The sequence below is a fragment of the Bordetella bronchialis genome (assembly GCF_001676705.1).
In the GTDB taxonomy this organism is placed as follows: Bacteria; Pseudomonadota; Gammaproteobacteria; order Burkholderiales; family Burkholderiaceae_B; genus Bordetella_C; species Bordetella_C bronchialis.
In genome coordinates this window covers 5,328,308-5,349,159 of sequence record NZ_CP016170.1, presented here as the reverse complement: position 1 = coordinate 5,349,159, position 20,852 = coordinate 5,328,308, and the positions used below count along the sequence as shown (strand labels likewise).

15 protein-coding genes are annotated in these 20,852 nt (G+C 67.5%); 7 read left to right on the top strand and 8 right to left on the bottom strand.

Annotated elements, in window-relative coordinates; translation table 11 throughout:
- Window positions 1-117: 117 nt before the first annotated feature.
- Together phoR and phoB are read right to left on the bottom strand one after the other, a co-directional pair.
- Window positions 118-1,425, bottom strand: a complete 1,308-nt coding sequence (gene phoR / locus BAU06_RS23445) for a phosphate regulon sensor histidine kinase PhoR (protein WP_066356292.1) — start codon at window positions 1,423-1,425, stop codon at window positions 118-120.
- Window positions 1,422-2,135 carry a phosphate regulon transcriptional regulator PhoB gene (phoB, locus tag BAU06_RS23440; RefSeq protein WP_066356285.1) on the bottom strand — a complete coding sequence of 238 codons (714 nt, stop codon included), beginning with the start codon at window positions 2,133-2,135 and terminating at the stop codon, window positions 1,422-1,424. Before phoB ends, phoR begins: the two co-directional genes overlap by 4 nt.
- A gap of 172 nt (window positions 2,136-2,307) precedes the next feature.
- On the opposite strand from phoB, the gene ubiE reads away from it, so the two are divergent.
- From ubiE to rfaE2, 6 genes are all read left to right on the top strand, one after another.
- Window positions 2,308-3,084 carry a bifunctional demethylmenaquinone methyltransferase/2-methoxy-6-polyprenyl-1,4-benzoquinol methylase UbiE gene (gene ubiE, locus BAU06_RS23435; RefSeq protein ID WP_066356280.1) on the top strand — a complete coding sequence of 259 codons (777 nt, stop codon included), beginning with the start codon at window positions 2,308-2,310 and terminating at the stop codon, window positions 3,082-3,084.
- A 222-nt stretch (window positions 3,085-3,306) separates the two neighbouring features.
- Window positions 3,307-4,326, top strand: coding sequence for a Tim44 domain-containing protein (locus BAU06_RS23430; protein ID WP_066356276.1), 1,020 nt, complete (start codon window positions 3,307-3,309; stop codon window positions 4,324-4,326).
- Window positions 4,327-4,529: 203 nt separating this feature from the next.
- Window positions 4,530-5,273, top strand: coding sequence for a ubiquinone biosynthesis accessory factor UbiJ (locus tag BAU06_RS23425; RefSeq protein ID WP_066356274.1), 744 nt, complete (start codon window positions 4,530-4,532; stop codon window positions 5,271-5,273).
- Between the two features lie 3 nt (window positions 5,274-5,276).
- On the top strand, window positions 5,277-6,830 hold the full coding sequence (gene ubiB, locus BAU06_RS23420) for a ubiquinone biosynthesis regulatory protein kinase UbiB (RefSeq protein WP_066356272.1): 1,554 nt from the start codon (window positions 5,277-5,279) through the stop codon (window positions 6,828-6,830).
- A gap of 339 nt (window positions 6,831-7,169) precedes the next feature.
- Complete coding sequence (locus BAU06_RS23415) at window positions 7,170-8,084, top strand: ferritin (protein WP_066356271.1); 915 nt, start codon at window positions 7,170-7,172, stop codon at window positions 8,082-8,084.
- Window positions 8,085-8,129: 45 nt separating this feature from the next.
- Window positions 8,130-8,615: a D-glycero-beta-D-manno-heptose 1-phosphate adenylyltransferase gene (gene rfaE2 / locus BAU06_RS23410; protein WP_066356269.1), complete on the top strand. Its 486-nt coding sequence runs from the start codon at window positions 8,130-8,132 to the stop codon at window positions 8,613-8,615.
- Here rfaE2 and BAU06_RS23405 read toward each other — a convergent pair.
- The 5 genes from BAU06_RS23405 to BAU06_RS23385 form a co-directional block, all read right to left on the bottom strand.
- Window positions 8,612-9,292 carry a protein-L-isoaspartate O-methyltransferase family protein gene (locus tag BAU06_RS23405; RefSeq protein WP_066356266.1) on the bottom strand — a complete coding sequence of 227 codons (681 nt, stop codon included), beginning with the start codon at window positions 9,290-9,292 and terminating at the stop codon, window positions 8,612-8,614. The two genes, rfaE2 and BAU06_RS23405, sit on opposite strands and share 4 nt — an antisense overlap.
- 57 nt (window positions 9,293-9,349) lie before the next feature.
- On the bottom strand, window positions 9,350-10,159 hold the full coding sequence (gene thiD, locus BAU06_RS23400; protein WP_066356263.1) for a bifunctional hydroxymethylpyrimidine kinase/phosphomethylpyrimidine kinase: 810 nt from the start codon (window positions 10,157-10,159) through the stop codon (window positions 9,350-9,352).
- Window positions 10,156-10,944: a thiazole synthase gene (locus tag BAU06_RS23395; protein WP_066356261.1), complete on the bottom strand. Its 789-nt coding sequence runs from the start codon at window positions 10,942-10,944 to the stop codon at window positions 10,156-10,158. Before BAU06_RS23395 ends, thiD begins: the two co-directional genes overlap by 4 nt.
- Before the next feature lie 122 nt (window positions 10,945-11,066).
- Window positions 11,067-11,981 carry a cobalamin-binding protein gene (locus BAU06_RS23390; protein WP_156770433.1) on the bottom strand — a complete coding sequence of 305 codons (915 nt, stop codon included), beginning with the start codon at window positions 11,979-11,981 and terminating at the stop codon, window positions 11,067-11,069.
- Window positions 11,982-12,165: 184 nt separating this feature from the next.
- Window positions 12,166-14,103 carry a TonB-dependent receptor domain-containing protein gene (locus BAU06_RS23385; RefSeq protein ID WP_066356259.1) on the bottom strand — a complete coding sequence of 646 codons (1,938 nt, stop codon included), beginning with the start codon at window positions 14,101-14,103 and terminating at the stop codon, window positions 12,166-12,168.
- A gap of 403 nt (window positions 14,104-14,506) precedes the next feature.
- Between BAU06_RS23385 and metH the strand changes: the two genes are divergently transcribed.
- The gene (gene metH, locus BAU06_RS23380; RefSeq protein WP_066356258.1) at window positions 14,507-18,289 is read left to right on the top strand and encodes a methionine synthase; all 3,783 of its coding nucleotides are present in this window, start codon (window positions 14,507-14,509) and stop codon (window positions 18,287-18,289) included.
- Window positions 18,290-19,897: 1,608 nt separating this feature from the next.
- On the opposite strand, the gene speB is transcribed toward metH, so the two are convergent.
- Window positions 19,898-20,851, bottom strand: coding sequence for an agmatinase (speB, locus tag BAU06_RS23375; protein ID WP_066356255.1), 954 nt, complete (start codon window positions 20,849-20,851; stop codon window positions 19,898-19,900).
- Window position 20,852: the final 1 nt, after the last annotated feature.

Genomic DNA, 20,852 nt, shown 5'->3' with positions numbered 1-20,852 from the left:
CTTCGAGAATTCGTGCGTTCCGATGCGGATCCGCGGGCGCAATCATCATGCCAGGGAAGGCCGGGTTTACCCGGGGTAGCCACACACGTGGCAGGGGCGTCCACGCCGGCCCCGGGTTCAGGCGGCGTCGCTCTCGACGACGCGTTCCGGCGGGAACACCAGCACGAAGGTGCTGCCCTTGCCGACTTCGCTGGCGATGCTGAGCTCCGCGTCGTGGCGCATGGCGATGTGCTTGGTGATGGCCAGGCCCAGGCCCGTGCCGCCCACCGCGCGCGAACGGCCGCGGTCCACGCGGTAGAAGCGTTCCGTCAGCCGGGGGATGTGTCGCGCGGCGATGCCGATACCGGTGTCCTGCACGCTGTAGCGCGCGCCGCCCTCGGGCAGCCGTTCCCAGCGGACGGTGATGGTGCCGCCTTCCGGCGTGTAGCGCACCGCATTGGTCAGCAGGTTGGAGACGGCGGAAGACAGTTCGCTTTCCGCGCCCAGCAGGTCCACGCCCTCGTCCAGGCGCCAGACCAGCGTGTGGCGCCCCGAGGACAAGGCCTCGGTCTGCTGGCGCGCCGTCTGCAGCAGCGTCGCCATGCGCACGCGGTGCGGTTCCGCATTGGGCGAGGACTCCAGCGTGGACAGCGTCAGCAAATCGGCCACGATGGCCTGCATGCGCTGCGCCTGCTCATGCATCATGGTCAGGTACTGGCCGCGCTGCTCGCGGCTCAGGGCCTCGTCCGGCATCTCGCGCATGGTTTCCAGGAAGCCCGCCAGCACGGTCAGCGGCGTGCGCAGTTCATGCGAGACATTGGCCACGAAGTCGCGCCGCGTGGTTTCCAGTTTTTCGATCTGCGTGACGTCGCGGGTGATCAGCAGGCGCTGGTCGCGCGCATAGGCGGTCAGCTGCATCATCAGCAGGCGTTCCTGGCTGCCCACCGCCATGCGGACCAGGATGGGTTCGGGCCAGTCGTCCTGGCGGCTGTATTCGATGAATTCCGGCGCGCGCACCAGATTCAGCAGATTGGCGCCGCGATCGGCGGGCAGGCGCAGCCCCAGATGCTGGCGCGCGACGCGATTGCACCAGTCGATCTGCAGGTCCTGGTTCAGGGTGACCGCGCCGTCCGGCAGCGCTTGCGCCGCCGCCAGCATGCCCTGCATGGCGTCGCGGCTTTCGGCCAGCTGGCGTGCCTGTCCGCGGACGTAGCGGTACAAGGGAGCCAGGATGTCGTCCCACGGCCCCACCGCGGCGGGCGGCGCGGACTCGGGGTTGCGCGCCCATTGCGAAACGCGCTGCAGGCGGGCGCTGCGGGCCAGCAGCGTGGCGGCCAGCGCCACGCACATCGCCAGCCAGCCTGCCGGGTCGCCGAAAAGCCATTGGGCCAACGCCGCCAGCAGCGCCCAGGCGGCGATCAGGAGTATCGTGCGCAACAAAATCATTGTGCGCTGGTTTTACCGGGCGGGAGCTGCGCTGTAAACCGGTAGCCGCTGCCGCGCACCGTCTCGACGTGGGTATCGTGTCCGGTGGGCTCCAGGGCCTTGCGCAAGCGGCGGATATGGACGTCCACCGTGCGTTCCTCGACGAAGACGTGGTCGCCCCACACCTGGTCCAGCAGCTGCGAACGGGAAAACACCCGCTCGGGATGGGTCATGAAGAAGTGCAGCAGGCGGAATTCCGTGGGGCCGATCTGCAGCGGGTGGCCGCCGCCGTTCAGCCTGTGCGTCACGGGATCCAGCTTCAGGCCCGCCACGTCGATGACGTCGTCGGTCAGCTGCGGTGCGCGGCGGCGCAGTACCGCCTTGATGCGCGCCATCAGTTCCTTGGGCGAAAACGGCTTGGTGATGTAATCGTCGGCGCCGGCTTCCAGGCCGTCCACCTTGTCCTGCTCCGAGCCCTTGGCCGTCAGCATGATGACCGGCACGGTGCGCGTGCGTTCTTCCGCGCGCAGCTTGCGCGCCAGGGACAGGCCGGAGGTCCCGGGCAGCATCCAGTCCAGCAGGATCAGGTCGGGCAGTTCCGCGCGGATCAGGGTCTGGGCCTGGTCGGCGTCGAACGCGCGCAGCACCTTGTGGCCGGCAAAGGACAGATTGACGGCGATGAGTTCCTGGATGGCGGGTTCGTCTTCTACTACAAGTATGGTGCTGGACATGGTGGTTGCTGCGTAGCGGTGGCAGGCCTGGGTGGCAGGGCGTGGCGCGAACGTTGCGATAGTATGGCCGTAATATTTCAGGTATGTGACGCGCCCGGCCGAGGCCCCGGTCCGAGGCCGCCGGAAGGCGTCCCCCATCGGCTACCATAGCCGATTGACCCGGGAATCATTTATGCAAAACCCCAATTCCGCCTCCCCAGGGGATGGCGCGTCCCCAGGCACCACCCATTTCGGTTTCAAGACCGTCCAGGAGACGGAAAAGGCCGGCAAGGTGGCCGAAGTCTTCCATTCCGTGGCCTCGCGCTACGACGTCATGAACGACCTGATGTCGGGCGGCCTGCATCGTGTCTGGAAGGCCTTCACCATCGGCCGCGCCGCCGTGCGGCCGGGCATGAAGGTCCTGGATATCGCCGGCGGCACGGGCGACCTGGCCCGTGCCTTCGCGCGGCGGGCCGGCCCGGAAGGGCAGGTCTGGCTGACCGACATCAACGATTCCATGCTGCGTGTCGGGCGCGACCGCCTGGCCGATAGCGGCCTGCTGCTGCCCCTGGCGGTCTGCGATGCCGAGCGGCTGCCATTCCCGTCCGGCTATTTCGACCGCGTCAGCGTGGCCTTCGGCCTGCGCAACATGACGCACAAGGACCGCGCCCTGGCCGAGATGACCCGCGTGCTCAAGCCCGGCGGCAAGCTGCTGGTGCTGGAGTTTTCGCGCGTGGCCAAGCCCCTGGCGCCGGTCTATGACTGGTATTCCTTCAACGTCCTGCCCTGGCTGGGCCGCAGGGTCGCCAAGGACGAGGCCAGCTACCGTTATCTGGCGGAGTCGATCCGCATGCACCCCGACCAGGAAACCCTGGCCGGCATGCTGCGCGAGGCGGGACTGGAGCGGGTCCAGTATTTCAACCTGACCGCCGGCGTCGTGGCGCTGCACGAAGGTGTGCGCATGGCCTAGGCGCGCCGCTTGTTGCCCAGGCAAAAGTCGGATATCCTGTAGTTGTTCAGGTTTCTGTAAGAAAGCCAGATCCTTCCGGCCACGGGCAGGGGCCAGGGGGGGCGGCAGGGCGGAAACCCAGGCAAAACCCAATGACGCGCGCGATACGGCAATCCCTTTTCGCGCGCGGCGATTCGCATCCGATCCGATGCGGCGCATTGCGTACGACTACAGGAGCACACCATGTCACGCTGTTCTTATCGCCGAATCCTGGCTGCGGCGCTCATCGCCGTCACGGGCGCGGCCATGATCGCCACCTCGTTTGACGCCGAAGCGCGCCGCATGGGCGGGGGTTCCAGCGTGGGCCGCCAGTCCCCCAATGTGACCATGCAGCGCCAGGCCACGACGCCGCCGGCCACGGGCGCCACCACCCCGGGCGCCGCGTCCGCCGCGGCTCCGGCTGCCGCCGGCGCCGCCACGGCCGGCGCGGCCGCGCGCAGCGGCGCCTCGCGCTGGCTGGGCCCCATCGCCGGTATCGCGGCCGGCCTGGGCCTGGCGGCGCTGCTGTCGCACCTGGGCCTGTCGGGCGCCTTCGCGGAAATGCTCGCCAGCCTGCTGCTGATCGCCCTGGTGGTGTTCGCCGTGCTCTTCATCATCCGCCGCCTGCGCGGTTCGGGCCCGCGTCCCGCCATGCAGGGCGCCTATGGCATGGCTCGCCAGGCCGATACCCCGGCGCAGGCGCCCACGCCCTGGCGTGAAGCCCTGCCCGCCGCCGGCACGGCCGGCGCCGCCACGGCCGCCGGGGCTGCTTCCGCCGCGGCACCCGTTGCCGCCGAACCGGCAGCCGCCCCGCGCCAGGATGCCCAAGGCAATTGGTTCATCCCGGGCGATTTCGATACCCAGGGCTTCCTGAAGCAGGCCAAGGAGCAGTTCGTCCGCATCCAGGGCGTGTGGGATAGCGGCGATACCGAACGCCTGCGCGAGTACCTCACCGACGACCTGATCGTGGAACTCAAGCCGCAACTGACCGAGCGCAAGGGCGCCGCCAACCATACCGAGGTGGTCCTGCTCAACGCGGAAATGCTGGGCATCGAAGCCGTGTCCGACGGCCACCTGGCCAGCGTGCGGTTCTCCGGCATGCTGCGCGAAGAGCCGGGCGCAGAGGCCTTCCGCTTCGAGGAAGTCTGGAATCTCTTCAAGCCGACGCAGGGCGGATGGCTGCTGGCCGGTATCCAGCAGATCCCCGTCCAGTACGCCAGCTGACCGGCTTCTTCACGATTCGTGCTTCCGCGGTTTGCCTTGCTCGGGCAACCGCCCTCACGCCGGCTCCACAGGGGCCGGCTTTTTTTCATCGTGGCCGGGCAGGATGCTGGAACTCCTGCCGGGCCCGCCGCGGCCAGGCTTGCCGACCCGTTAAACTTGCGGTCTGACCATCCCCGGGCGTCGCCACGCCCCGCCGACTATTCATGCTCGCGATTCCCGCCTTGCCCGACCCCGGCCGTGCCGCTGTCCGCGCCCTCAACGCCCTGCTGCGGCGGGAGGACTGGGCGCGGGCGCGCCTGGCCCGCCACGCCGGCAAGACCGTGCGCCTGGCCGGTGGCGCGCTCAAGCTATCCCTGACGATAGACAGCGAAGGCTATACCGACCTGGCCGACCCCGCCGTGGTGCCCGATGTCACCCTGACGGCCGACCCCTCGCGCTTCCGGCTGGCCCGGCTTTTCCAGGCGGGCGCGGAAAACGGGCCCGCGGGCGTCGCCAGTCCCGGGATGGACGATCGCGAGGGCAGCGATCCCGCCGCCTCGGCCCGTGCCCGCGCCGAGGCAATCGCCGACATGACCCACATCGCCGGCGACGCCGGCCTGGCCCAGGTCGTGGCCGAACTGGCCGCGCAGCTGCGCTGGGACGTCGAGGACGACCTGGCGCGCTGGCTGGGGGATATCCCCGCTGCCCGGCTGGTGGCCGGCGCGCGCGCCGTCTCCGCCGGCTTGCGGGGCGCCGCCGCGCGCCTGGGCGGCAATCTGGCGGAATACCTTTCCCAGGAGCGGCCCATCCTGGCGCCGCGCACGTTGATGGAAAACTGGGCGGACGACATCGCCCGCGCGAATGCCGCCCTGGATGCCGCGCATGCCCGCGCCACGGCCCTGCAGGCAAGGCTGGCGCGCGTTCAGGACCGGCAGGACGCCGCGCCGCGCGGCAACGGTGGCGCCTGAGCGATGCTGACCTTCCTTCGTTTCGTGCGCATCGTGGTCGTGGCCCTGCGCTACGGCCTGGATGAACTGGTGCTATCGAGCCTGAACCATCCCTTGGCCACGCTGCTGCTGCGCGTCATGCGGTTCGGCACCCGGCCGCGGTCGCCGCGCGGCGTGCGCCTGCGCCGCGCGCTGGAATCGCTGGGGCCCATCTTCGTCAAGTTCGGCCAGGTGCTGTCGACGCGGCGCGATCTGATCCCCGCCGACATCGCCGCCGAACTGGCCCTGCTGCAGGACCGGGTGCCGCCGTTCCCGTCGGAGCAGGCCGCGCAGTGCATCGAGGCCGCGCTGGGCGCGCCGCCCGCCACCCTGTTCAAGCATTTCGAGGTCGACCCGGTGGCGTCGGCCTCCATCGCGCAGGTGCACTTCGCCGTGCTGCATGACGGGCGGGAAGTCGCCGTCAAGGTGCTGCGGCCGGGCATGCTCGACATCATCGAAAAAGACCTGACCCTGCTGCGCACGCTGGCGTCCGTGATCGAGCGCCTGGGCCCCGACGGCCGCCGCCTGAAGCCGCGCGAAGTCGTGGCGGAGTTCGACAAATACCTGCACGACGAACTGGACCTGGTGCGCGAGGCCTCCAATTGCAGCCAGCTGCGGCGCAATTTCGGCCCCGAAAGCGGTCGCGGCAGGATGTTGATCGTGCCGGAGGTGATCTGGGAGTTCACCGCCAATACGGTCTTCACCATGGAGCGCATGTACGGCATCCCGGTGGGGCAGATCGATCGCCTGCGTGCCGCCGGCATCGATATCCACAGCCTGGCGCGCACCGGGGTGGAGATCTTCTTCACCCAGGTATTCAGCGACGGGTTTTTCCACGCCGACATGCACCCCGGCAACATCTATGTGTCGGACCGGCCGGAAACGCTGGGGCATTACATCGCGCTGGATTTCGGCATCGTCGGCTCGCTGTCGGAATTCGACAAGAACTACCTGGCGCAGAATTTCCTGGCCTTCTTCCGCCGCGATTACCGGCGTGTCGCGCAACTGCATATCGAATCGGGCTGGGTGCCGGCGGACACGCGCGAAGAAGAACTGGAAGGCGCGGTACGCGCGGTATGCGAACCGTATTTCGACCGGCCGCTGTCGGAGATCTCGCTGGGGCAGGTGCTGCTGCGGCTGTTCCAGACCTCGCGCCGCTTCAATGTAGAGATCCAGCCGCAACTGGTGCTGCTGCAGAAGACCCTGCTTAACGTGGAGGGACTGGGACGCGAGCTGGATCCCGATCTCGACCTCTGGAAAACCGCCAAGCCCTACCTGGAACGATGGATGCGCGAGCGCATCGGGATGGCCGGGCTGAAGAAACAGTTGGAGAAAGAAGCCGGGCAGTGGTCCCAGCTATTGCCGGCGATACCGCGCCTGGTGCACGACCGGCTCAACCGCCCCAATGTGGAGCCCGCCGTGCTGCTGGAGCTGGCGCGGCTGCGCAAGGCGCAGGAGCATACCAACCGCTTGTTGTCCGTCGTCGCGGCGGTACTGGCGGTGGGCGTGGCCCTGGTCATCTGGTTTTCTACCCGATAACCGGGCCGCACGCCTGGCGGCCCGCCCGGGGGCCGCCGCTTTTCTTTGCCATCCGGGTAGTTCGACCATTGCGTTTTTTCCGGTGGGCCAGGCGGCCCGCCGCCGTGCCGCGCGCATGGCCGGGACTTTCGTCATAGTTCTGCCATGGTTCTGTCATCAGGCGTTCGCATGCAACGGCGATAAAGGAAGGCCGCGAATGGGTTTCATCCACCGTTTGCCTTTTGCACGTCTTTGATTCGCGTACGCATGACAAATCCATAAGCGATGCGCGCCTGCGCGGTCGAGTTCAGCGGCCACACGAGCGCGGGGGGACATTCACATTATTTTCGGACCGATACCATGCTTTATCCGCAACTCTTCAAATCCATGGAAGCCGTACGCTGGAATATGTCCACCGACATTCCATGGGATGACTTCGATGGCGCCAAGCTGTCAGATGAACAGGCGCGGACCATCAAGATGAATGCCATCACCGAATGGGCGGCATTGCCGGCCACGGAGATGTTCCTGCGCGACAACCATGGCGACAGCGATTTCTCCGCGTTCATGTCGGTGTGGTTTTTCGAGGAGCAGAAGCACTCCCTGGTTCTGATCGAGTACCTGCGTCGCTTCCGGCCGGACCTCGTTCCCACGGAAGAGGAGCTGCACAAGGTGCGCTTCCAGTTCGATCCGGCGCCGCCGCTGGAAACGCTGATGCTGCACTTCTGCGGCGAGATCCGGCTGAACCACTGGTACCGCTGCGCCGCGAACTGGCATACCGAGCCGGTGATACAGGCCATCTACAAAACCATTTCGCAGGACGAGGCCCGCCACGCCGGCGCCTACCTGCAGTACATGCGCCGCGCGCTGTTCGAGCGCGGCGAAACCACGCAGGCGCAGGCGCGGCTGGCGTTCTCCAAGATCGGCATGCTGATGGCGTCGGCGGGCCGCACGTCGCAGGCCATGCATCCGACCAACCTGCATGTGAACAAGGCCATGTTCCCCAACGACACGGTGCAGTCGCGCCTGCCGGAGCCGGGCTGGCTGGAGCGCTGGCTCGATAGCCAGATCCGTTTCGATGGCGTGTGGGAAAAGAAAGTCGGCGATCGCATCCTGCATATCCTTTCCAAGCTGCTGGACCGCAGCTTCGAATCGGTGAAGGACTTGAACCGCTATCGCAAGGAGATCGTGGCCATGGTCGAACGCGGCGGCGACAGCCTGGCGGCGCGCGGGCCGGTGGAAGCGGGCGGCGTGCCGTCCCTGGTCTTGTCCTGAGCACGGACCTGTCCGCGCAAGGCCGCGCATCGCTAAAATGCGCGGATGACCGCTCGCTTCGAATCCAAGATCCTTACCCCTGGGCAATGCCTGGACGCGCTTGCCGGCGGCCGCTTGCCGCGGCCGCTGGTATTCACCAACGGCGTCTTCGACATCCTGCATCGCGGGCACGTGACCTACCTGGACGAAAGCGCCCAGCTGGGCGCGTCGCTCATCGTGGCCGTCAATACGGATGCGTCGGCGCGCCGGCTGGGCAAGGGGCCCGAACGCCCGCTCAATAGCCAGGAGGACCGTGCCGCGCTGCTGGCGGCGCTGGCATGCGTGGATGCCGTCACGGCCTTCGACGAGGACACGCCGGAAGCCCTGATCGGGCTGCTGCGCCCCGACATCATCGTCAAGGGCGGCGATTACGACATGGAAAAACTGCCGGAAACCGCCCTGGTCAGAAGCTGGGGCGGCCGCGCGGTGGCCGTGCCGTTCGAGCACCAGCGTTCAACCACCGCGCTGGTGCGGAAAATCCAGGGCGGCTAGAACTTGAACTGCGACACCGTGGCGCCGCGCAGGGGCTTGATGACCGTTTCGAACAGCTGAACGGTCTCGAAGCTGGCGGCGGTGGTGCGGGTAATGCGACAGGCCGTCATGACCGGCGCGGTGCCGACCACCACGACCAGCCGGCCGCCGATGCGCAGCTGGTATTTCAACCCGTCCGGCACCACGGGCACGGAGCCCGTCAGCAGGATGGCGTCGTATTCCGTCGTGCCCCAGCCGTTGCGCCCATCGCCGGTCTCGACCTTGACGTTGGCGACGTTGTTCATCTGCAGGTTCTGCTGGGCAAAGGCGACCAGGCGGCTGTCGATCTCCACGCTGGTGACCTGTTGCGCCAGGGCGCCCAGCAAGGCGGCCTGGTAGCCCGAACCCGTGCCGATTTCCAGCACGGCGTCGGTGGGCGCCAGCCGCAGCTCCTGGGCGAAGCGCGCCTCGATCTTGGGCGCCAGCATGGTCTCACGCGTATCGACGGCGTTGATCTGCAGGGGGATTTCCAGGTCCGAGAACGCCAGCGAACGCAGCGCGGGCGGGACGAACTGTTCGCGGCGCACCTTGAAAAGGGCGGCCAGCACTTTCTCGTCCAGCACGTCCCAAGGGCGGACCTGCTGTTCCACCATGTTGAAGCGGGCTTTTTCGACGTCGGGCAGAGTGGAGGCGTTCATGACAGCGGCAGAAAGAGTTCGGAAGCGGGGGCAATTGTACCGATTTGCGTCCCCGAGCTACCACCAGGCATGGAAATGGTGTACGGGCCCGTGGCCCTTGCCCACGTCCAGGCGGTCGGCATGGCGGATGGCGTCGGTCAGGTAGGCCTTGGCGCGGCGCGCGGCCTCGGGGACCTCGCCGACCTGCGGAATCAGCGCCGCCAGGGCGGCCGACAGCGTGCATCCGGTACCGTGGGTGTTGCGGGTGGCGATGCGTCCCCCCGGGAGTTCGATCATGCGGTCGCCATCGTGCAGCAGGTCGATGGTTTCCTCGCCCGGCAGGTGGCCGCCCTTGAGCATGATCCAGCGGTGGCCGTCGTAGGCCATCCTGTTGCGCAGGCGTTCGGCGACGCGGCGCATCTCCTTCACCGTTTCCACCGGACGTTCTTCCAGCAGGACGCCGGCTTCCGGCAGGTTGGGCGTCAGTACGGTGGCCTGCGGCAGCAAGGCTTCGCGCAGGGCGCCGACGGCGGCGCGCTCCAGCAGCAGGTCGCCGCTCTTGGCCACCATGACGGGATCCAGCACCACGTGCGGCGGGCGCCAGCGCGCGAGTTTTTCCGCGACGACCTGGATCACCGCCTGCTGGCCCAGCATGCCGAGCTTGACCGCATCGATGCGCACGTCGGCGAAGAGCGTATCGATCTGCTGGCCGACAAAGGCCGGCGGAACGGGGGACACCTGGCTGACGCCTTCGGTGTTCTGCGCCGTCAGGGCCGCGATCACGGCGCAGCCATAGGCGCCCAGGGCGCTCATGGCCTTCACGTCGGCCAGGACGCCCGCGCCGCCGGAGGGATCGACGCCGGCGATGGACAGCGCGTTGGGAATCATCGCACCACGCCCTCGGTGGGCGATGACGGCGAGGCGCTGTACAGCTTCTTGGGCATGCGACCGGCCAGATAGGCCTCGCGCCCGGCTTCCACGGCCTTTTTCATGGCGCTGGCCATCAGGATGGGATCCTTGGCGCCCGCGATGGCGGTATTCATGAGCACGCCGTCGCAGCCCAGCTCCATCGCGATGGCCGCGTCCGAGGCCGTGCCCACGCCGGCGTCCACCAGCACGGGGACGCGCGCCTGGTCCAGGATCAGGCGCAGGTTCCAGGGATTGAGAATGCCCATCCCGGAGCCGATCAGCGACGCCAGCGGCATGACGGCCACGGCGCCCAGGTCTTCCAGCATGCGGGCCTGGATGGGGTCGTCGGTGCAGTAGACCATGACCTTGAAGCCGTCCTTGACCAGGGCTTCGGTGGCCTTCAGGGTTTCCGGCATATTGGGAAACAGGGTGTGCGGGTCGCCCAGGACCTCCAGCTTGACCAGGTCGTGGCCGTCGAGCAGCTCGCGCGCCAGGCGCAGCGTGCGCACGGCCTCGTCCGCCGTGTAGCAGCCGGCCGTGTTGGGCAGATAGGTGAATTGCGAGGGCGGGACGAAGTCCAGCAGGCTGGGCTCGTTGGCGTTCTGGCCCAGGTTCACCCGGCGGATCGCCACGGTGACGATCTCGCAGCCGCTGGCGTCCAGGGCCTGGCGGGTCTGTACGAAATCCTTGTACTTGCCCGTGCCGACCAGCAGGCGGGACCGGAAGTCGCGGCCGGCGACGGTGAAGGTGTCTTGGGATGGCATGGCGGATGATGTCGTCAACAGCCGCCCGCCCGGATGGCGCGCGGCGCACTTATGCCGCCATCATAAAACAGGGCATCGTCCCTGGCCGCGGATACCCTGGCGCCGGCGCGCGTATCGGGGCTTCAGCGCGATGGCGGGGCGGCGGCGCCCTGGCGCGCGGCATCCAGCGCCGCGCACAGCTTTTCCGTGGCGCCGATCAGGCGTGGGCCGGGCCGGTACAGCATATCGGCGTCGATGCCCACGACGTGGCCGGCCAGGGCGGCCGGCAGCCCCAGGGCGCGCCAGGCCGCGGCCGTGGCATCCAGGCTGGCGGGATTGGCCGAGCCCGCGACGACCGCGTCCGGGCGGGCCGCCAGCACCGCTTCCGCCGACACCTGGGGCGCGGTGACGGGCGCATCGGCGAATACGTTCACGCCGCCGCACAGCCGCAGCGCGTCGCTGACGATGCTCGTGCCATTGAGCGTATACAGGGGCTCGCGTCCGGCCTGGACGAACACGCGTACCGGCCGGCGGCCGGCGTAGCGCGCGGCCAGGGCGTCGATACGCGCGCGCAGCGCGGCCGCGGCGGGCGCCGCCACGGCCTGCGTGCCGAACAGCGTGCCCATGTCTTCCACGGCGCGCGGGATGTCGCGCAGCGTACGGGGATCGCTGTAGTAGAGCGGCACGCCCAGGGCCCGCAGGACGGGCAGCAGGGGAGCCGCCCCGCCCGGCAGCCAGCCGATCACCAGGTCCGGGCGCAGCGCCGCGACGCGCTCGGGGTCGGGCGCCAGGCCGTCGCCCACGGAAGGCAGCGCGCCGGCCGCCGGGGGATAGTCGCTGCCGCGCGCCACCCCCACCAGCCTGCCGCCGGCGCCCGCGGCATAGATCAGCTCCGTGGCGTGCGGTGCCAGGGAAATGGCGCGCATGGCCGGATGGGCCAAGGTGACGGTGCGGCTGTCGTCGTCCTGGAGCGAGATGGGGCCCGGGGCGCGCGTGGCGGCGCCTGGCCCAGCATCCCCCGGCGCCGCGCCGGCAGGACGGGGCGTGACCGCGAGCATGGCGGCGCAGGCGATCGCCATGCAGGCGTGCATCCAGCGGGCGCCGGCATGGCCCTTGGCTGCATGGGCGGCGGGCATGCCCGCATGTGTCGGGCGGCGGCCGGATCCCACGCCGCGCCGCGCCCGCCGCGCGATCGGCAATGCCGGCATCGCGATGGCACGTGCGCCCATCCGCCGTTCCCGCCTACATGCGCCAGGTAAGGTTGACGAAGGCGTTCGATCCCGGCGTGTTGTAGCCCTTGACCAAGGCGTACTCCTTGTCGAAGACGTTGTTCCAGCGCACCTGCACCTGGAGATTGCGCGTCAGGTCATAGGATGCCAGCAGGTTGTACAGCGTATAGCCGCCCAGGCGGTCGCCCGTGAGCGCATCGATGCGGTCGCCGCTGGCATACATCTCCGCCCCGACCAGCAGGTCGCCAAAGCGATGGTCCGCCGACAGGCGCAACACCTTGCGCGCGCGCTGCGGCAGGCGCGTGTCCTCGTCGGTATTGCGAGGATCGCTCAGGTCCACGCTGGCCCGCAGGCGACTGTTGCCGAACTGCTTCATGCCGGTCAGCGTCACGCCTTCCAGCAGCGCGTTCGATACGTTGAAGGGCTGGAACACGCTGAAGGGATCGTTCGGGTCGACCGCCTGGTTGACGATCAGGTTCTTGACCTTGTTGTGATAGTAGGTCACGCCCAGCTCGCTGTCGTCGTCCCGGTAGCGCAGGCTGGCCTCGATATTGCGCGAGGTCTCCGGTTTCAGGTCCGGGTTGCCGACGAAGCCGCCGTCATTGGGCCAGTACAGCTCGTTGAAGTTGGGCGCGCGGAAACCCGTGTTGGCCCCCACCGTGGCGCGGATGCGGTCGGTGATGTCATAGCCGTAGGTCAGGCCGCCCGTGGTGCGGTTGCCGAACTGCGAGTTGTCGTCGTTGCGCAGGCTGGCCTGGATATGGTGGGCGCCGAAGTCGCCAAGATAGACGCCGGTGACCGAGTTCACATGGCGGCTCGTCTGCGAATAATCGCCGAAGGTGACCGGGAAGTTGTTGAAATTGCCGATGTCGCCCTCGACGCGCTGGTCCAGGTGCTCATAGGCCAGCGTCAGCTTCTGGTCCTTGGTGAACTGCAGATCGTTCTGCCACAGGTACTGGTTCTGCCGCGTGCGGAAGGTGCTTTTGCCGTCGGGCGTGTCGAAGGGGTTTTCGTCGGCCGGGGCGTTCTCGTTGCGGTTGCGGTCCACCGTGCTGCCCACGCGCAGCGTGCTGGTCCACATGTCTGTCAGTCGGTTGGTGCTGGTCAGCGAATACCCTTGCAGGTCCTGGATGGAGCGGTCGTTGAAGTACGGTTGGCCGTTGTCGTAGCCCCCGTTCAGGTGGGTCTGGTAGAACTGGGCGGTCAGGGTCTGGCCGCGCATCCATTCGTAGCCCAGCGAGCCGGCCACGTTGTTCTCGTAGTAGCTGTCCCGATCCGGGTTGTGCAGGAAGTTCCTGCCGTTGGTCGCGTCGAAGCCGCGGCTCTGGCCGTAGCTGCTGGCCAGGCTGTAGGTCCAGCCCTGCGATGCGCCGGACAGGCCGGCGCTGTAGCGGCTGGTGCCATAGGTGCCGCCGCCCACGGACGCATAGGCCGACAGCGGGCGGTCGGTGGCGCGCTTGGTGATGATGTTGATCACGCCGCCCAGTGCGTCCGCGCCGTACAGGCTGCTGGCCGCGCCGCGCACGATTTCCACGCGGTCTATGGTGTCGACCGGGATGGCGTTCAGCGCCGCCAGGCCGTTGGTGGCGTTGTTGATGCGCTGGCCGTCCACCAGCACCAGCGTCTGGTTGCTGTTGGCGCCGCGCATGAACAGGCTGGTGACCGTCTGCGGGCCGCCGTTGTTCGCGTACTCGATGCCATGCGTGCGCGAGAGCACCTCGGCCAGGCTGCTCTGCCCGGCGCTTTCCAGTGTGGCGTGATCGATGACGCTGACGTCGCCCAGCACTTCCTTCAAGGGCTCGGCGGAGCGCGTCGCGGTGACGACGACGGTATCGAGCTGGGTAACGGGCGGTTGGGCGGCGCTGGCGGCCGGATTCTGTTGGGCGCCGGCCCACACGGGAGCCAGACAGGCGAGCAGCCCGGCACAGCGCCGGGTAAAGAGGGGCTTCATAGCGAGACCTGGTGATGACGCGCGACCCCGCACGTCGTTCAAGGAAACCGGAAGAGGGCGGCGGACGGCGCCGCGGGCGCTACGTACCGCCCGTCTTCCCCGGACGAACCGGCCGGTATCGGGCTGTCCCGCCGTGCCGGCAATCCAGGGACGGATCGCGGCACGGCGGGATGACCGTTGCGGGGGCAGCACAGGCCTGGCGGGGCGCGGCCTGCCTCTTGGGCTGGCGGCCGCCGCGTTCCTGTTTCCCGTTTACCTTTCACCACGCGGCGCGCCCAGGGGCGCGCGGATGCGCTGAAAGCACCGGTTCGAGGGGCCGGACTGTATCACGGACCCGGTATTTCGCGCGCTTTGTTACCATTCCAGGTTGCTTCTTTGCAATCCGTCCTGCCTTCCTCCAGGAATGCCCGTGCCGTCCTATCCCGCCCTGCCTTATCCGATCGATTCCTATACCCATGGCGCCGCCTTCGTGCGCGCGCTGGCCTCGCGCATTCTGATCCTGGATGGCGCCATGGGCACCATGATCCAGCGCTACAAGCTTTCCGAGGCCGATTTCCGCGGCGAGCGCTTCGCCGGCCATGGCAAGGACCTGAAGGGCGACAACGAATTGCTGTCGCTGACCCGGCCCCAGGTCATCGCCGAGATCCATCGCCAGTACCTGGAGGCGGGCGCCGACGTCATCGAGACCAATACCTTCGGCGCCACGTCCATCGCGCAGGGCGACTACGACCTGCCGGAACTGGCCTACGAGATGAATGTCGCCTCGGCCCGGCTGGCGCGCGAGGCCTGCGATGCCTATAGCACCCCCGAGCGGCCGCGCTTCGTGGCGGGCGCGCTGGGACCGCAGCCGAAGACGGCGTCGATCTCGCCGGACGTGAACGACCCCGGCGCCCGCAATGTGACCTTCGACGAGCTGCGCGACGCCTACGTCGAGCAGTTGAACGGATTGCTGGACGGCGGCATCGATATCGTCCTGATCGAAACCATCTTCGATACGCTGAATGCCAAGGCGGCGATCTTCGCGGTGGAAGAAGTCTTCGAGCAGCGCGGCGTGCGCCTGCCCGTGATGATCTCCGGCACGGTGACGGACGCCTCCGGCCGCATCCTGTCCGGCCAGACGGTGGAGGCCTTCTGGAATTCGGTGCGCCACGCGCGGCCCGTGACCATCGGCCTGAACTGCGCGCTGGGCGCGGCGCTGATGCGCCCCTATGTCGCCGAATTGTCGAAGATCTGCGACACCTACGTTTGCGTGTACCCGAACGCCGGCCTGCCCAATCCCATGAGCGATACCGGCTTCGACGAGTCGCCGGACGACACCTCCGGCCTGCTGGAAGAGTTCGCGCGCGCCGGCCTGGTGAACATGGCGGGCGGCTGCTGCGGCACGACGCCGGACCACATCGCCGCCATCGCGCGCCGCGTGGTGAACCTGACGCCCCGCGCGGTGCCCGAGGTGCCGGTCAAGACGCGCCTGTCGGGGCTGGAGCCGCTGAACATCGACGAGGACACGCTGTTCGTCAACGTCGGCGAGCGCACCAACGTGACGGGCAGCAAGATGTTCGCGCGCCTGATCCGCGAGGAAAAATACGACGAGGCGCTGGCGGTGGCGCGCCAGCAGGTGGAAAACGGCGCGCAGATCATCGACGTCAACATGGACGAGGCCATGCTGGATTCGGTGGCCTGCATGACGCGTTTCCTGAACCTGATCGCTTCCGAGCCGGATATTGCCCGCGTGCCGGTGATGATAGACAGCTCCAAGTGGGAAGTGATCGAGGCCGGGCTGAAGTGCGTGCAGGGCAAGGCCGTGGTCAATTCCATCTCGATGAAAGAAGGCATCGAGCCCTTCCTTCATCACGCGCGCCTGTGCCGCCGCTACGGCGCCGCCATGGTGGTCATGGCCTTCGACGAGCAGGGCCAGGCCGATACGCTGGAGCGCCGCAAGGAAATCTGCGGCCGCGCCTATGACCTGCTGGTCAATCAGGAAGGCTTCAATCCCGAGGACATCATTTTCGATCCCAACGTGTTCGCCGTGGCCACGGGGATCGAAGAGCACAACCGCTACGCGCTGGATTTCATCGAAAGCGTCACCTGGATCCGCCAGAACCTGCCGCATGCCCGCCTGTCGGGCGGTATCTCGAACGTCAGTTTTTCGTTCCGCGGCAACGAGCCGATGCGCGAGGCCATCCACACGGTGTTCCTGTACTACGCGATCCGCGAGGGCCTGACGATGGGCATCGTCAATGCCGGCCAGCTGGGCGTGTATGCCGACCTGGATCCCAAGCTGCGCGACCTGGTAGAGGACGTGGTGCTGGACCGCGCCGAGCCGCTGGGCAAGACCGACGATGCCGACGACCGCACGCCCACGGAACGCCTGGTGCAGTTCGCCGACACCATCAAGGGCAGCGGCGCCAAGAAGGAAGAAGACCTGGCCTGGCGCGCCCAGCCGGTCGAACAGCGGCTGGCGCACGCGCTGGTGCATGGCATCACGACTTTCATCGTCGAGGACACCGAAGAGGTGCGGCAGCAGATCGCCGGGCGCGGCGGCCGCCCGATCGAGGTGATCGAAGGCCCGCTGATGGACGGCATGAATATCGTCGGCGACCTGTTCGGCGAGGGCAAAATGTTCCTGCCGCAGGTGGTGAAATCCGCCCGCGTGATGAAGCAGGCCGTGGCCCACCTGGTGCCCTTCATCGAGGAAGAAAAACGCCAGATCGCCGCCGCGGGCGGCGATGTGCGCGCCAAGGGCAAAATGGTCATTGCCACGGTCAAGGGCGATGTGCACGACATCGGCAAAAATATCGTGTCGGTGGTCCTCCAGTGCAATAACTTCGAGGTCGTGAACATGGGCGTGATGGTGCCCTGCGCGCAGATCCTGGAGAAAGCCAAGCAGGAGAACGCGGACATCATCGGCCTGTCGGGCCTGATCACGCCCAGCCTGGAGGAAATGGCCTACGTCGCCAGCGAGATGCAGCGCGACGAATACTTCCGCGAGCGCCGCATTCCGCTGATGATAGGCGGGGCGACGACGAGCCGCGTGCATACGGCGGTGAAGATCGCGCCCAATTACGAAGGGCCGGTCGTCTACACACCGGACGCCAGCCGTGCGGTGGGGGTGGCGACCAATCTGGTGTCCGACCAGGCGCAGGCCTTTATCGACGACCTGAAGCGCGAGTACGAAGACGTGCGCCGCCGCCATGCGAACCGCAAGGCGACGCCGCTGATCCCGCTGGCGGAGGCCCGCGCGGCGCGCCCGGCCATCGACTGGTCCGCCTATGTGCCGCCACGGCCGAAGTACATCGGCCGCCGCACGTTCAAGCACTACGACCTGGCCGAGATCGCGACCTATATCGACTGGACGCCGTTCTTCCAGACCTGGAGCCTGTTCGGCCAGTTCCCGGCCATCCTGGACGACAAGGTGGTGGGCGAGCAGGCCCGCAAGGTGTACGCGGACGCGCAAGCGATGCTCAAGCGCATCGTCGAGGGCCGCTGGCTGACCGCCAACGGCGTGATCGCCTTCTATCCGGCCAACCGCGTGAACGACGAGGACATCGAGGTCTACGCCGACGACAGCCGCTCGCGCGTGCTGTTCACGTGGCGCAATCTGCGGCAGCAGGGTGCCAAGCGCGAAGGCGTGTCCAACAAGTGCCTGGCTGACTATGTCGCGCCGAAGGAAAGCGGCGTGGCCGACTACATCGGGCTGTTCGCGGTGACCGCCGGCTTGGGAATCGAGAAGAAGGAAGCCGAGTTCGCGGCGGCGAACGACGACTATTCCAGCATCATGCTGAAGGCGCTGGCGGACCGCCTGGCCGAGGCCTATACCGAATGCCTGCACGCGCGGGTGCGGCGCGACCTGTGGGGCTATGCGGCGGACGAGTCGCTCGACAACAACGCGCTGATCGCCGAAAAATACGTGGGCATCCGGCCCGCGCCGGGTTATCCCGCCTGCCCGGAACACGTGGTCAAGCGCGAGATGTTCGAGGTCCTGGATGCGGCCGATGTCGGCATCGACCTGACCGAGAGCTACGCGATGTTCCCTGCTTCCAGCGTCTGCGGCTTCTATCTCAGCCACCCCGATTCCCAATACTTCAACGTCGGCACCATAGGGGAAGATCAGCTGCGCGACTACATCGCGCGCAGCGGACGCAGCGAGGAAGACGTACGGCGCACATTGGGACCGGTCTTGGGCTGACGGTCCTTGCTGTCATCGCGGTCAATGGCCGTCGGGGGGCTGTACTGCTCTTAGCGGCTTGGAGATGCGGGGGGCGGGGGTGTCGCGGGGCGTCTTGCTACGGCCGTTCTGGTTGAGTGCTGTCGGTGGGGGGCTTCATGCCGTTCCCTTGATGGTGCCTGCGTTGGTTGTCTTGCTCATGGCGTTCCTTTGATGGTGCCTGCGTCGGTTGTCTTGCTCATGCCGTCCGTCGGTGGAGATGCCTGTCGTGTCCGGCCCGCTCGGGCGGTCCAGGGCCTTCGCCCTGGACTGCCGCTTCGCCTTCCTCCTTCGGCGGCCGAAGGGGCGGTGTTTTTCTTGCGGCTTTTTTGCCCGGCCGTCCTACGTACGGAAGCCCTCGCGCGCCCTCGGACGGGCCGGCCCCGCCAGGCATCTCCCCCGCCGGACTCACGGGGTGCCTTAGAGCCGGTCGCTGGGGCGGTCTTTGTTCTTGGCCCTTCGTGGGTCGCGTTTTCGGGGTAGGAAAGAGCTTCTGTTGCCCGTCGTTTTAGGGCCGCCCTGCGCGGCCCTAAAACGCCTACGCGGTCAGGGCATGCGGTGGTTGCCGGTAACGCCACGGTCGCAGGTAATGCGACGGTTGTCTGTAATGGACGGTTGCTGGTAATCCGACGGTTGCTGGTGATGCAACGGTTGCTGGTAATGCGTAGGTCGGGGAATCAAAGTGGAATCTCGGCCCGCGCAGGGTGGGGGGAAACAAGGCGGTGTGGCGGGCCGCCCGCCGGCCCGCCACACCGTAGCACCGTGCCTTGCCACGGGCATTGGGGGTGGCCCGGCCGCGATTCGATAGGAAACGGTGCGTGCAATCGCGCTAGCGGCGCATGGTACCTACGCCAGCATCCGTGGCATGCCACGATGCCTACGGTGTGGCGGGCCGGCTGGCGGCCCGCACACAAAATTTCTGACACCCTCGGCATTGGGGGTGGCCCGGCCGCGATTCGATAGGAAACGGTGCGTGCAATCGCGCTAGCGGCGCGTGGCACCTACGCCAGCATCCGCGGCATGCCACGGTGCCTACGGTGTGGCGGGCCGGCTGGCGGCCCGCCACACCGACTTGTTTCTCCCCCCAATCTGCGCAGGCAACGCTTCCACTCCGGGCGCAGAACCATCGCAGGCGTGCACCCGCCGCAAGCCACCGCCGCGTAGCCGGTTCGGAGCCGCGCAGGGCGGCTCCGAACCGGCGGGCACCCGAAGATTCTTCTTATCAAGCGACAAACGCCCCACGAAGTGCCAAGCACACATACCGTCCCAGCGACCGACTCTAAGGCACCCCGTGAGTCCGGCGGGGGAGATGCCTGTCGGGGCCGGCCCGTCCGAGGGCGCGCGAGGGCTTCCGTACGTAGGACGGCCGGGCAAAAAAGGCGCAAGAAAAACACCGCCACTTCGGCCGCCGAAGGAGGAAGGCGAAGCGGCAGTCCAGGGCGAAGGCCCTGGACCGTCCGAGCGGGCCGGACACGACAGGCATCTCCCCCGACGGACGGCATGAGCAAGACAACCGACGCAGGATCAAAGGAACGCCATGAGCAAGACAACCGTCGCAGCGCCATCCATCCATCCATCCGGCCGCCAGCATCACCCCCGCCCGATCCACCCCCGTGCCAATAAGCACAAGCATTCATACATCAACGTAGCCCCCAGCAGCGCGGTATTCCCGCTGGGATCATAAGGCGGCGCCACTTCCACAACGTCCGCGCCGAGCAAATCCAGCCCGTCCAGTCCACGCAGCAGCGATAGTGTTTCCCGCGTCGACAGCCCGCCGATTTCCGGTGTCCCCGTTCCCGGCGCGTACACCGGATCCAGCCCGTCGACATCGACGGATAGATAAGCAGGCCCATCGCCGACCACCCGGCGCGCCTCCGCGATCGCGGCATCCACGCCCATACGGTCGAACTCCTCGATGAAGATTACCCGCATGCCCGTCTCCCGCGAGTAACGCCATCCCTCGTCCGAATTCTGCGCCCCCCGTATGCCGATCTGCACCGTGCGCCGGGGATCCAGCAGGCCCGCTTCCACCGCGCGCCGGAATGGTGACCCGTGGCTGAACTTCGAGCCGATGAAATCGTCCCAGGTATCCGTATGGGCGTCTATGTGCACCATACCCAGCGGCGGCCGCGGCGCCATCGCCTGGAAGATCGGGAAGGTGATGGAATGATCGCCGCCGGCCACCAGCGTGCGCTTGCCCGCGGCATACAGCGGCTCCAGGAAGCGCCGGATATCCGCATGCGAGTTTTCCAGATGGAAAACATCCGTGAACGGTACGTCCCCCACGTCCGCCACGCGGCAGGCCGTGAAGGGATTGAAGCCCGTCACGTGATGGATCGCCCGGGTCATCGACGACATATTGCGCATCTCGCGGGGGCCGTAGCGGGCGCCCGGACGGGCGGTCACCCCGCCGTCGAAGGGCACGCCCACGATGGCGATATCGAAGTCCTCCAGCCGCGTGGCGTGGGGAACCCGCATAAAGGTTGGAATGCCGCTGTACCGGGGCAGGGCCTGGGCGCGGGTATCGGTGGCGGAAAGAGACATG